The sequence below is a fragment of the Kineococcus vitellinus genome (assembly GCF_009906315.1).
Lineage (GTDB): Bacteria > Actinomycetota > Actinomycetes > Actinomycetales > Kineococcaceae > Kineococcus > Kineococcus vitellinus.
In genome coordinates this window covers 1-10,268 of sequence record NZ_JAAALL010000158.1, presented here as the reverse complement: position 1 = coordinate 10,268, position 10,268 = coordinate 1, and the positions used below count along the sequence as shown (strand labels likewise).

At 76.9% G+C, this 10,268-nt stretch carries 12 protein-coding genes and 1 pseudogene; 9 read left to right on the top strand and 4 right to left on the bottom strand.

Annotated elements, in window-relative coordinates:
* Positions 1-127: 127 nt before the first annotated feature.
* Positions 128-784: a response regulator gene (locus tag GTQ99_RS14165; protein WP_166616382.1), complete on the top strand. Its 657-nt coding sequence runs from the start codon at positions 128-130 to the stop codon at positions 782-784.
* Between the two features lie 552 nt (positions 785-1,336).
* On the opposite strand, the gene GTQ99_RS14160 is transcribed toward GTQ99_RS14165, so the two are convergent.
* Complete coding sequence (locus GTQ99_RS14160; protein ID WP_338074998.1) at positions 1,337-1,951, bottom strand: helix-turn-helix domain-containing protein; 615 nt, start codon at positions 1,949-1,951, stop codon at positions 1,337-1,339.
* Positions 1,952-2,081: 130 nt separating this feature from the next.
* On the opposite strand from GTQ99_RS14160, the gene speB reads away from it, so the two are divergent.
* The 3 genes from speB to GTQ99_RS14145 all read left to right on the top strand — a co-directional run bounded on the left by speB (position 2,082) and on the right by GTQ99_RS14145 (position 5,350).
* The gene (gene speB / locus GTQ99_RS14155) at positions 2,082-3,050 is read left to right on the top strand and encodes an agmatinase (RefSeq protein WP_166616380.1); all 969 of its coding nucleotides are present in this window, start codon (positions 2,082-2,084) and stop codon (positions 3,048-3,050) included.
* Position 3,051: 1 nt separating this feature from the next.
* Positions 3,052-4,788 carry a flavin monoamine oxidase family protein gene (locus tag GTQ99_RS14150; RefSeq protein ID WP_166616379.1) on the top strand — a complete coding sequence of 579 codons (1,737 nt, stop codon included), beginning with the start codon at positions 3,052-3,054 and terminating at the stop codon, positions 4,786-4,788.
* Positions 4,789-4,867: 79 nt separating this feature from the next.
* Positions 4,868-5,350, top strand: coding sequence for a GNAT family N-acetyltransferase (locus GTQ99_RS14145; RefSeq protein ID WP_166616378.1), 483 nt, complete (start codon positions 4,868-4,870; stop codon positions 5,348-5,350).
* Between the two features lie 37 nt (positions 5,351-5,387).
* On the opposite strand, the gene GTQ99_RS14140 is transcribed toward GTQ99_RS14145, so the two are convergent.
* Together GTQ99_RS14140 and GTQ99_RS26970 are read right to left on the bottom strand one after the other, a co-directional pair.
* Positions 5,388-5,693, bottom strand: coding sequence for a DUF4193 domain-containing protein (locus GTQ99_RS14140; protein WP_166616377.1), 306 nt, complete (start codon positions 5,691-5,693; stop codon positions 5,388-5,390).
* Positions 5,694-5,825: 132 nt separating this feature from the next.
* Positions 5,826-6,239, bottom strand: coding sequence for an SbtR family transcriptional regulator (locus tag GTQ99_RS26970; protein WP_338075000.1), 414 nt, complete (start codon positions 6,237-6,239; stop codon positions 5,826-5,828).
* Between the two features lie 13 nt (positions 6,240-6,252).
* On the opposite strand from GTQ99_RS26970, the pseudogene GTQ99_RS26965 reads away from it, so the two are divergent.
* From GTQ99_RS26965 to GTQ99_RS14125, 4 genes and pseudogenes are all read left to right on the top strand, one after another.
* Positions 6,253-6,594, top strand: a pseudogene (locus GTQ99_RS26965) (SDR family NAD(P)-dependent oxidoreductase); the annotation flags it as partial.
* The gene (locus GTQ99_RS26960) at positions 6,592-7,161 is read left to right on the top strand and encodes a GNAT family N-acetyltransferase (protein ID WP_338074999.1); all 570 of its coding nucleotides are present in this window, start codon (positions 6,592-6,594) and stop codon (positions 7,159-7,161) included. The pseudogene GTQ99_RS26965 and the gene GTQ99_RS26960, both read left to right, overlap by 3 nt.
* 85 nt (positions 7,162-7,246) lie before the next feature.
* On the top strand, positions 7,247-7,741 hold the full coding sequence (soxR, locus tag GTQ99_RS14130) for a redox-sensitive transcriptional activator SoxR (RefSeq protein WP_166616375.1): 495 nt from the start codon (positions 7,247-7,249) through the stop codon (positions 7,739-7,741).
* 139 nt (positions 7,742-7,880) lie between these two features.
* A complete protein-coding gene (locus tag GTQ99_RS14125; RefSeq protein WP_166616374.1) occupies positions 7,881-8,447 on the top strand; it encodes a GNAT family N-acetyltransferase in 567 nt (188 codons plus the stop codon).
* 5 nt (positions 8,448-8,452) lie between these two features.
* On the opposite strand, the gene GTQ99_RS14120 is transcribed toward GTQ99_RS14125, so the two are convergent.
* Positions 8,453-9,295, bottom strand: a complete 843-nt coding sequence (locus GTQ99_RS14120; protein WP_166616373.1) for an MmyB family transcriptional regulator — start codon at positions 9,293-9,295, stop codon at positions 8,453-8,455.
* 193 nt (positions 9,296-9,488) lie between these two features.
* Between GTQ99_RS14120 and GTQ99_RS14115 the strand changes: the two genes are divergently transcribed.
* Positions 9,489-10,268, top strand: a 780-nt coding sequence (locus GTQ99_RS14115) for a DUF3159 domain-containing protein (RefSeq protein ID WP_166616372.1), incomplete at its 3' end; no start/stop codon positions are given.

The following is a 10,268-nucleotide window of genomic DNA, read 5'->3' as shown; positions in this document are numbered from 1 at the left end:
GGTCGGGCGGCGGGTCGGGCGGCGGGTCGGGGTTGACCGGGGTGCTGCACCGCGTCCAGGCGCTCGATGGGACGCTGTCGCTGACGAGCCCCGTGGGCGGCCCGACCAGCCTGGAGGTGCGGTTGCCGTGCGCATCGTGATCGGTGAGGACGACCCGCTGCTGCGCGAGGGGCTGGCCCTGCTGCTGCGCGCGGAGGGGCTGGACGTGGTGGCCACCGCCGGTGGACCCGACGGCCTGCTCGCCGCGATCGCCGAGCACGCGCCCGACGTCGCGATCGTCGACGTCCGGATGCCGCCGACGCACACCGACGAGGGGATCCGCGCCGCGGTCGAGGCGCGGCGCCGGATGCCGGGGCTGGCCGTGCTCGTGCTGTCGGCCTACGTCGAGCAGGCCTTCGCCACCGAACTGCTCGTGGGCGGCGCCCGCCGGGTGGGCTACCTGCTCAAGGAGCGCGTCGGGCGCGTGGAGGAGTTCCTCGACGCGCTGCACCGCGTCGCCGACGGCGGCACCGCCGTGGACCCCGAGGTGGTGGCGCAGCTGCTGACCCGCACGCGGCCCGACGCCGGGCTGGACCGCCTCTCCGCGCGCGAGCGCGAGGTGCTGGGCCTCATGGCGGAGGGGCTGGGCAACACGGCGATCGCGCGGCGCCTCGTCGTCACCGAGGGCGCGGTGCACAAGCACGTGCGCAGCATCTTCGCCAAGCTCGACCTCGCCCCCACCGACGACGTCGACCGCCGGGTGGTCGCGGTCCTGCGCTACCTGCGCACCGCCGACGGGGCCTGACGCAGCCGACGGCGCGGGGTTCGCGGCGCGGGGTTCGCCGCGCGCGGGTGGTGCAGGGCAGCCCAGCACCCGCCCGCGGCGGGTCTGCGGGCCCGGCGCGGGCGGCTGCTGCGCTTCCGGATGGGCTGGCGGAGGAACCCGGCTGGCGCGACTTCGCCCTGCCCCGCCTGCAGGACCGCTTCGGCGCGGTGCGGCCGGCCGCACGTCCCCCGGGTCCAGCCGGCGCTGTTCACCCTCTCGTGCGTGCCGCTGAGCCTGGTCGTGACGTGGGTGTTCGACCGCACCGGGCGGAGCGTCCCGCTCGTCGTGCTGCTGCACGCGGGGATCAACAGCACCTGCAGCCTGCTGCGGCCCGCGCTCTCCCGCTCGCTCGACGGCGACCACGACACCCTGGTCGTGCAGCTGTTCGCCACCTGCGTCGCGACGGCGGTCCTGCTGGTGCTGACCCGGGGCCGCCTCGGGGCGCCGCTCGCGCGGGCGGCGGCACCGCCCGCACCGCCCGCACCGGCCGCCCGGGCCGGCCGGTGGGTCCCGGGCCGTCCGGGCGGCGCCTCAGGCGCCGCGGTGCGCGGGTTCGGACAGGGCGGGGCTGACCACCCACAGCACCCGCGCGGGGACGTCGCCGGCCGCGCGGAAGGAGCGGGGGCGCGCGGGGTCGAAGGTGAAGGCGTCACCGGTGCGCAGCACGACGACGTCCTCGGCCGGGCCCGCGGCCCCCTGCCCGCCGGGGGCGGCGAAGCGCAGCTCGACCTCGCCGGCCAGGACGAGGGCGAACTCGACGTCGGCGGCCAGCGCGTACGGCTCCCCGCCGGAACCGCCGCCGGGCTCGACCTCGCTGACGATGGCGGCCAGGCGCCGCTCACCGGCCGGCGTCAGCAGGGACTCGCGCAGGCCGTGCCCGCCGAAGGCGATGGGCGGGTAGTGGCCGGCGCGGACGACCTCGCCGGCCGGGGCGGGTTCGAACAGGCTGCCGACGGCGAGGTCGAGGGTGGTGCACAGGCGCACCAGCGCCGCGACGGAGGCCGTGGCGCGGTCGCGCTCCAGGCGGGAGAGGAAGCCCTTGGTGAGGCCGCTGGCCGCGGCGACCTCCGCCACCGTGCGCCGCTGCGCCAGCCGCGCCGCCCGCAGCCGGGCCCCGACGAGCGCGGCACCCCCCGCCACCTGCACCGCACCCTCCCCGTCGCCGCCGTCGATGCGTCCGCCGCAGTCTGGCACCACCGCGGCCCGCCGGGAACCCCGGGAGCTCTGCCGGTAAACAGGGGTTGACCGGTCGGCCCGCCCGCGCCACTGTGGAGCCATGTCGTCCTCCAGCACCCCTCCGCCGCCGCGGGGACCGGTCGACGCCACCCGCGTCCCCCGCTACGGCGGTCCCGCGACCTTCGCGCGCCTGCCGCGCCTGGACGAGGTCTCCCGCGCCGACGTCGCGATCGTGGGGCTGCCCTTCGACTCCGGCGTCAGCTACCGCCCCGGCGCGCGCTTCGGCCCCGGGCACGTGCGCGCCTCCTCCAAGCTGCTGCGCCCGTACAACCCCGCCCTGGGCGTCTCCCCGTTCGCCGCGCAGCAGGTCGCCGACGCCGGCGACGTGGGCCTGAACCCCTTCGACGTCGCCGAGGCGCTGCGCGACGCGGAGACCGCGCTGACGCGGCTGAGCGAGGACGGCGCCACCGTCATGGCCCTGGGCGGCGACCACACCCTCGCGCTGCCCGCCCTGCGGGCGCTGGCCAAGCAGCACGGCAGGCTCGCGGTGCTGCACTTCGACGCGCACCTGGACACCTGGGACACCTACTTCGGTGCGCCCTACACCCACGGGACCCCGTTCCGCCGGGCCTCCGAGGAGGGGCTGCTGGACCTGGAGCGCTGCCTGCACGTGGGCACCCGCGGCCCCCTGTACGGCGAGCAGGACCTCGAGGACGACGCCGTGCTCGGCTTCCAGGTCGTGCGCGCCGACGACTACGAGAGCGACGGCGTGGCCCGCGCCGTGGAGCGGGTGCGCCGCCGCCTCGGCGACGGCCCCGTCTACGTCTCCGTCGACATCGACGTGCTCGACCCCGCGGCCGCCCCCGGCACCGGCACGCCCGAGGCCGGCGGGCTGACCAGCCGCGAACTGCTGAACACCCTGCGCGGGCTGACGGGCCTGCACGTCGTCGGCGCCGACGTCGTCGAGGTCGCCCCCGCCTACGACCACGCCGAGATCACCGGCATCGCCGCGGCGCACGTGACGTACGAGCTGCTGTCCGTGCTCGCCACCACCCGCACCGGGAGCTGAGATGACCCTGCCCGCCGGCACGAGCACCGAGGGAGCGCTGCCCGACGCGCCGGCGGCCGGCCCGCAGCCGCTGACGATGCTCGTGCCCGACTTCCCCTTCCCCTACGACGAGTACCTCGCGCACCCCGCCGGGCTGGGCTCGGTGCCCGAGCACCGCCGCGGCACCGAGGTCGCCGTCATCGGGGCCGGCGTCTCCGGCCTGGTCGCCGCGCACGAGCTGATGAAGCTGGGGCTGCGGCCCGTCGTCTACGAGGCCGGCGAGATCGGCGGCAGGTTGCGCTCGGCCGCCTTCCCCGGCGTGCCCGGCGCGGTGGCCGACCTCGGCGGCATGCGGTTCCCCGCCTCCGGCCGCGCCTTCTTCCACTACGTCGACGCGCTCGGCATCCGCACCAGCCCGTTCCCCAACCCGCTGGCCCCGCAGACGCCCAGCACCGTCATCGAGCTGCGCAACCGCGCCCACTACGCCGAGGACCCCGCCGACCTCCCGCCGGAGTTCGGCGAGGTCGCCGCCGCCTGGCGGCGGGCGCTGGTGGAGGGCGCGGAGCTGGAGGCGGTGCAGGACGCGATCCGCCGCCGCGACCTGGCGGCGATCAAGGAGATCTGGAACCGGACGGTCCCCCGGCTGGACGAGGAGACGTTCTACGGCTTCGTCGCGAAGTCGCCCTCGTTCGCGCGGCTGCCCTTCTCCTACCGCGAGACGTTCGGCCAGGTCGGTTTCGGCACCGGCGGCTGGGACACCGACTTCCCCAACTCCGTGCTGGAGATCCTGCGCGTCGTGCACACCGACGCCGACGACCAGCACCACCGCATCACCGGTGGCGCGCAGAGCGTTCCGCTGGGGTTGTGGCAGCACGCCCCCGCCGACCTCGTGCACTGGCCGGCGGGCACCAGCCTGCGGTCCCTGCACGGCGGCTCCCCGCGCCCGGCGGTCACCCGCGTCCGGCGCGGCGAGGACGGGCGGCTGCGCGTCCTGGACCGCTGGGGCACCGAGCGGGCCTTCGAGGCGGTGGTGGCCACCTGCCAGTCGTGGCTGCTGTCGGCGGGCATCGACACCGAGGAGCGGCTGTTCAGCCACGAGATGTGGATGGCGATGGAGCGCTCGCACTACATGCAGTCCTCCAAGACGTTCGTGCTCGTGGACCGCCCGTTCTGGCGCGACGTCGACCCCGCCACCGGCCGCAGGGTGATGAGCACGACCCTCACCGACCGCATGACGCGCGGCACCTACCTGCTCGACGGCGGCGAGGGGATCGACGACCCCGCGGCGGCGGACTCCCCGGCCGTCATCTGCCTGAGCTATACCTGGAACGACGACGCGCTGAAGTGGCTGGCGCTGGACACCGACGAGCGGGTGCGGCTGATGCTGCACAACCTCAAGCAGATCTACCCCGACGTCGACATCGCCGGCCACGTCCTGGGGGACCCCATCACCGTCTCCTGGGAGCGCGAACCCCACTTCATGGGGGCCTTCCGCGGGAACCTGCCCGGGCACTACCGCTACCAGCGGCGGTTGTTCTGCCACTTCGTGCAGGACGACCTGCCGCCCGAGCAGCGCGGGATCTTCCTGGCCGGCGACGACATCTCCTTCACCCCCGGCTGGGCCGAGGGCGCGGTCACCACCGGGCTGAACGCCGTGTGGGGCGTGGTGCACCAGCTCGGCGGCGCCAGCGCGCCCGGCAACCCCGGCCCGGGCGACCGGTTCGCGGAACTGGCACCCGTGCAGCTGCCCGACGACTGAGCACCGGCGGGCAGCGGGTCTGGTCCCGCGGGCGCACGGGTGCGAGCATCGGGGCGTGGCCGAGGTGAGGACGCGGACGATGACGCGACCGGAGTTCGACGCCTGGCGCGGGCGGATCGCCCGCGCCTACGCCGACGAGCAGGTCGCGGCCGGCACCTGGCCCGCCGAGGAGGCCCTGCAGCGCGCCCTGGAGGACACCGCGCAGCGGCTGCCGCAGGGCCCGGCCACCGAGGGAATGCTGCTGCTCCAGGGCGTCCTGGACGACGGCACCACCGGCGGCACCGCGGACGGCACCGTCGTGGGCAGGCTCTGGATCGGGCTGCGGCACCCCCGGGGCACCCCCGACTGCGCCTTCCTCTACGACATCGAGGTCGACGGCGCCCACCGCGGCCGCGGCCTGGGACGGGCGCTGCTGGGCGCCGCCGAGGACGTCGTGCGCTCGCACGGCATCGGCGCGCTGGAGCTGAACGTGTTCGCCGAGAACACCCGCGCCGGCGCCCTGTACGCCTCCGCCGGCTACGAGGTCGTCACCCGGCAGATGCGCAAGGCGCTGCGGCCCTGAGCGCCGCGCGCTCGCGCGCCGCGCCCGGACCCGCCGCTCAGGCGGCGCAGTCGTTGCAGATCAGCTGCCCGCCGGCGGCGCCGTGGTGCAGCTGGCTGCGGTGCTTGACGAGGAAGCAGCTGGCGCAGGTGAACTCGTCCTGCTGGCGCGGCAGGACCCGCACCGACAGCTCCTCGCCCGACAGGTCCGCCCCGGGCAGCTCGAAGCCCTCGGCGGCCTCCACCTCGTCCTCGTCGACGCTGGAGGACGAGCTCGTGGCCGTCCGGCGGGTCTTCAGCTCCTCGATCGAGTCCTCGTCCAGGTCCTCGGCGCCCTTGCGCGGCGCGTCGTAGTCGGTTGCCATCAGCGGTTCTCCTCCCCTGCGTACAGCGTGCACCCGGCCCCGCGGACGTGCCGCCCGACGGGTGGGCCCTGTGCTCAACCGCGCGGGCCCCCGCTTCATGCCCGCCGCCGCGGACCTGCTGCGGGTCCGCCGTCAGCCGCGGCCGCGCAGGCCGTCCAGCAGGACGCGCAGCAGCGCCTGCGCCCGGGGGGCCCCGGGCGGGAGGCCGGCGCCGCGCACGGCGTGCGCGAGGGCGCACACCAGCAGCAGCACCTCCGGCGCGCCGACCTCGGCGCGCACCTCGCCGGCCGCCCGGGCGCGGTCCAGCAGCGCCGCCAGGTCCTCGACCAGGCCCTGGCGCACCGCGGCGGTCCGCGCCAGCGCGGGCGCGGCCCGGGCGGTCACCTTCTCGAACAGCTCGTCCTCGACGAGCAGGGCGAAGTGCGCCGACAGCACCTCCTCCAGGCGCGAGGCGCCCGGTGCGCGCAGGACCTCGGCCAGCTCCTCGAACCGGTCCAGCACGAGCACCTCCTCCAGCTCCGCCACCCGCCCCCTCGCCGTCGTCACCGGCGCCAGCTCCGGCATCGGCGAGCAGTTCGCCCGCCGCTACGCCCGCGGGGGATTCGACCTCCTCCTGGTCGCCCGCTCCGGCGCCGCCCTGCGCGTCCTGGCCGACGAGCTCGCCGGCCGGCACGGCGTCCGCGCCGACGTCCACGTCGCCGACCTCGCCGACCCGGCGGACCTCGCGACGCCGACCGACGCGGTGGCCGGTCGGCTCGCCCGCGTGGACCACCTCGTCAACTGCGCCGGCGTGGCGCCCGAGGGCGACCTGGCCGACACCGACGAGGAGACGGTCCGGCACCTGGTCGAGCTCAACGTCGTCGCGCTCACCCTGCTCACCCGGGCGGCCGTCGTCCGGATGCGGGCCGCCGGCCGGGGAGGGGGCAGGATCGCGGGCGTGATCGCAGCCCTGCCGCTCCCGGCCACCCTGCGCGCCGGCACCCGGGACCTCCTCGTGCGCCGCGCCACCGCCGACGACCTCCCGGCCCTGATCGCCCTCATCGCCGACGACCCCGTCAGCGCCGGCCGCGGGGACAGCGCCGACGGCACCGCCACCGCGGCCTACCGCCGCGCGCTCCACGAGGTCGTCGACGACCCCTCCAACGAGATCGTCGTGGCGGTCGCAGCGGACGGCGAGGTCGTCGCCACCCTCCAGCTCACCCGCATCCCCGGGATGTCCCGGCGCGGCGCCACGCGCCTGCTCGTCGAGGCGGTGCGCGTGCGCAGCACCCGGCGCTCCAGCGGGATCGGCACCGCGCTCGTGCGCTGGGTCACCGGCACCGCGGCACCCGCGGTCGGGGCCTCGCTGGTGCAGCTGACCTCCGACGAGGCGCGCACCGACGCCCACCGCTTCTACGAGCGGCTCGGCTTCGTCGGCTCGCACCGGGGTTTCAAGCACGCGGTCGGCGCGCAGCCGCAGGCCCGCTAGGCGTTCCACCCCGCCGCACGGGCAGCGGGGCGGAGGGGCGCACCGCACTGCTCGAGCGGGCTTGAGGTCGCGGCCGCGCCCGGGCATGCTCACGGGCGTGCCGGACGACCTGCTCAGCATCGGCGCCGTCGCCTCCCGCGCCGGCATCAGCGTCCCGGCGATCCGCTACTACGAGGAGCGCGGGCTGCTCACCTCGGTGCGGGACACCGGTGGCCGGCGACGCTTCCCGCGCTCGGTGCTGCGCCGGCTCGCCGTGGTCGCGGCCGGTCAGCGCATCGGGCTCTCGCTGGCCGAGGTGGCGGACGCCCTGTCGCGGCTGCCCTCCGACCGCGCGCCCTCGGCCTCGGACTGGGCGCGCGTCGGGGAGCAGTGGCAGCTGCTGCTCGACGCCCGGCTGCGCGAGCTCGAGGCGCTGCGCACGGCCCTCACCGGCTGCATCGGCTGCGGCTGCCTCTCCCTGCAGCGTTGCGGCCTGTTCAACCCGGGCGACGAGGCCGCCGCCGAGGGCACGGGCTCGCGCTGGGTGCGCGGCGCGCGCCGGGCGGCCGCCCGCCCCGGCAGCCCGCGGGGAGGGTCCTAGCCCCCCGGTCCGCCGCGCCCGCCGCTCGAAAAGCGGGTGCGCGGCCGGGGGCGCGGGACGCAGGATGCCCGCGTGCCGCAGATCCCGCCGAGCTCACCCGGACGCCCGGACGACGCGATGACGACGCGATGACGACGCGATGACGCAGCAGCGGCAGGTCCAGCACCGGCCGGAGCGGGCCGAGGACCGCCTCGCCGTGCGGGAGGTGCACCTGCGGGCCTTCGGCGACCACGGGCCGCTCGTGGCCGACCTGGTCGACGACCTGCGCGCCCGGGTGGGCGCCGGGCGCGGGACCTCGCTGGTCGCCCAGGCGGCGGACGGCGTCGTCGGCCACGTCGGGCTGACGGACGCGCTGCTGGACGCACCGCGGCGACTGGTCACCGTGAGCGTGCTCAGCCCGCTGGCCGTGCTGCCGGCGGCCCAGCGCCGGGGCGTCGGACGTGCCCTGGTGGCAGCCGCCCTGCGGCACGAGAGCGCCCGCGGGGTCCCCCTCGTCTTCCTCGAGGGCGACCCCGGCTACTACTCGCGTCTGGGTTTCGAGCCGGGCGCTCCCCGCGGTTTCCGCAAGCCCTCGCTGCGGATCCCCGACGCCGCCTTCCAGGTCTTCCCGCTGCCCGCCCACGAACCGTGGATGACGGGCACGCTGGTCTACCCCGACGTCTTCTGGCGGCACGACGCCGTCGGCCTGCGCGACCCCGGCGCCTGACCCCCTCAGCCGAGCGCCTGCGCGCCGACGACGGAGAGCAGCTGCAGCTTGTCGTGGCTCTCGCTGCCCGGGACCGCCGTGTAGACCAGCAGCAGGTGCGACTGCTGCGGGTCCAGCAGCGTCTGGCAGTTCAACTCCAGCGCACCGACGAGCGGGTGCACGAACCGCTTGACCTCGTGCGGGCGCAGGCCGACCTCGTGCAGCTCCCACAACCGGCGCAGCTCCTCGCTGCGCGCCAGGGCGAGGTCGGCCAGCTGCGCGGCCCGCGACCCCGGTCCGCGCAGCGTGACGAGGGCGCGCAGGTGCGAGGCGTACAACCGCGACAGGAAGGCGTGGTCCTCGCGGGGGTACAGGGCGCGGGCACCGGGGTCGGTGAACCAGCGGTAGCCCAGGCTGCGCGCCGGGCCGCTGTAGCCGCTGGCGTCGCCGGTCAGCGCCACGCCCTGCGGGCTCTGGCGCAGCGTCTCCCCCAGCTCGGTGACGACCTCGGCGGGGGTGTCGCCCAAGCGGTCCATGATGCGCAGCAGACCGGGGCTGACGTGCTCGCTGAGCGCTCCGCGCACGGGCGGGTGCTGCCCGGCCAGGCGGAAGAGGTGGTCGCGCTCGTCGAGCGAGAGGTGCAGGCCCTGGGCGATGGCGGCCACCATCTGCTCGGAGGGGTGCGGGCCGCGTTCGCGCTCCAGGCGGGCGTAGTAGTCGGTGGACATGTGGCACAGCGCGGCGACCTCCTCCCGGCGCAGCCCGGCGGTGCGCCGCCGCTGCCCGCGGGGCAGGCCCACGTCCTCCGGCTGCAGCGCTTCGCGCCGACGGCGCAGGAACGCCGCCAACCCCGCCCTGTCGATCGCCACTGCGCGTCCCCCTCGGCTCGGTGCTCCCCCGTTCCTACCGCGCCGGGCCCCCCGCGAGCCACGGCCTGGCGATCCGCCCCTGCGCGCGGCGCGCTCGCGGCCAGGGGCGGATCGCCAGGCCCTGGTTGCGGCCGGCGCCGCGGCACGAGGCTGGCGGCACCACCCCACCGACCGACGCACCGAGGAGGACGCCGTGCTCGACCCAGCGCCTGGCGAGACCCACCGGCCCCAGCACGCCCGTCCCGGCGAGGACCCCGCCCGCGCCGGCACCGGCGCCAGCGCCAGGGCGCGCCGGGTGCTCGGGCTGCCCGACCCGGTGGAGCGCTCCGCGGGGCGCGCCACCGCGCACCGCACGCTGGAGCGCCTGGGGGGACCGGTCGGGCTGGCCGCAGCCGCGGCCCCGACGATCGCCTTCGTGGTCGCCGACGCCGTCGACGGGCTCGGCACGGCCGTCGCCGCCCTGGCGGTCACCGCGGTCCTCGCCTGCGCCGTGCGCCTGGCCCGCCACGAGTCGCCCGGGGCCGCCGTCGCCGGCCTGGTGGTCGCCGCCCTCTGCGCGGCCCTCGCCGCCCTCGTCGGCGAGGCGCGGGCCTTCTTCCTGCCCACCACGCTCCTGCCCGCGCTCTTCGTCGCCGCGCACGCCGTCGCGCTGCTGGCGCGCAGGCCGCTGATGGGCTTCCTGGTCAACCCGCTCTCCGGCGGGCCCCGCGACTGGCGCGGGCACCGCGCCCTGCGCCGCACCTACACCGCGAGCTCGGTGATCGGCATGCTCCTGGCCGGGGGGAACCTGGCCGCGCGGCTCACCTTCTACCTGCAGGACGAGCCCGCCGTGCTGGCCGCGCTCCAGATCGGCGTCCCCGCGCTGTTCGCCGTCCACTTCGCCCTCACCCTCCTCGCCGCCCGCAGGGTCGTCGGCGGCGAGGAGGGTGAGGGCGAAGTGGACGGCGAACAGCGCGGGGACGCCGATCTGGAG